This is a genomic window from Vibrio sp. R-1, from assembly GCF_035615595.1.
Taxonomy (GTDB): domain Bacteria; phylum Pseudomonadota; class Gammaproteobacteria; order Enterobacterales; family Vibrionaceae; genus Vibrio; species Vibrio cholerae.
Map to the genome: position 1 here is coordinate 1 of NZ_WPDC01000266.1, position 681 is coordinate 681.

General features: G+C 39.1%; 1 protein-coding gene. It reads left to right on the forward strand.

The window, feature by feature from the left end:
* Window positions 1–23 precede the first annotated feature (23 nt).
* On the forward strand, window positions 24–681 hold a 658-nt coding region (locus tag GOU96_RS18020), incomplete at its 3' end, for a Vat family streptogramin A O-acetyltransferase (RefSeq protein ID WP_324702110.1).

Here is a 681-nt window from a genome sequence, read left to right on the forward strand (position 1 = left end):
TGCCAGCCCCTTAGGTGGGCGTTATGAGCCAATATGGAGAAATTAATTTGTACGGTCCAAATCCAAATGATAAAGAGCCAATGAAAGGTTTTCCTCAAGTCGGCTATCTAAAAAACTATATTAAGTCTCCAAATATTGAAGTTGGTGATTATACGTATTACGACGATCCTAATGGGCCTGAGAATTTTGAAAGTAATGTGCTTTATCATTTTCCTTTTATTGGGGATAAGTTAAAGATTGGAAAATTTTGTGCTATTGCTAAAGACGTTAAGTTCATTATGAATGGTGCAAATCACAGTATGTCAGGTTTCTCAACTTACCCCTTTTTCATTTTTGGCAATGGTTGGGAAACGTCAGCCCCACAAGTTGGTGAGTTACCTTATAAGGGAGATACTGTAATTGGTAATGACGTCTGGTTGGGGTATGAGTCAACTATTATGCCTGGAATAACGATTGGTGATGGTGCAATCGTTGCTAGTAAGTCAGTAGTAACACAAGATGTGCCGCCTTATAGCATTGTTGGCGGAAATCCCGCAAAGGTTTTGAAACATCGTTTTGAGCCACATGTCGTAGATAAATTGTTAGCAATTGCATGGTGGGATTGGAGTGCGGAGAAAATAACGGAAAACCTAAAAGCAATAACACACAAGGAATTAGATTTGCTTTTAGCGGAAAGTGGCT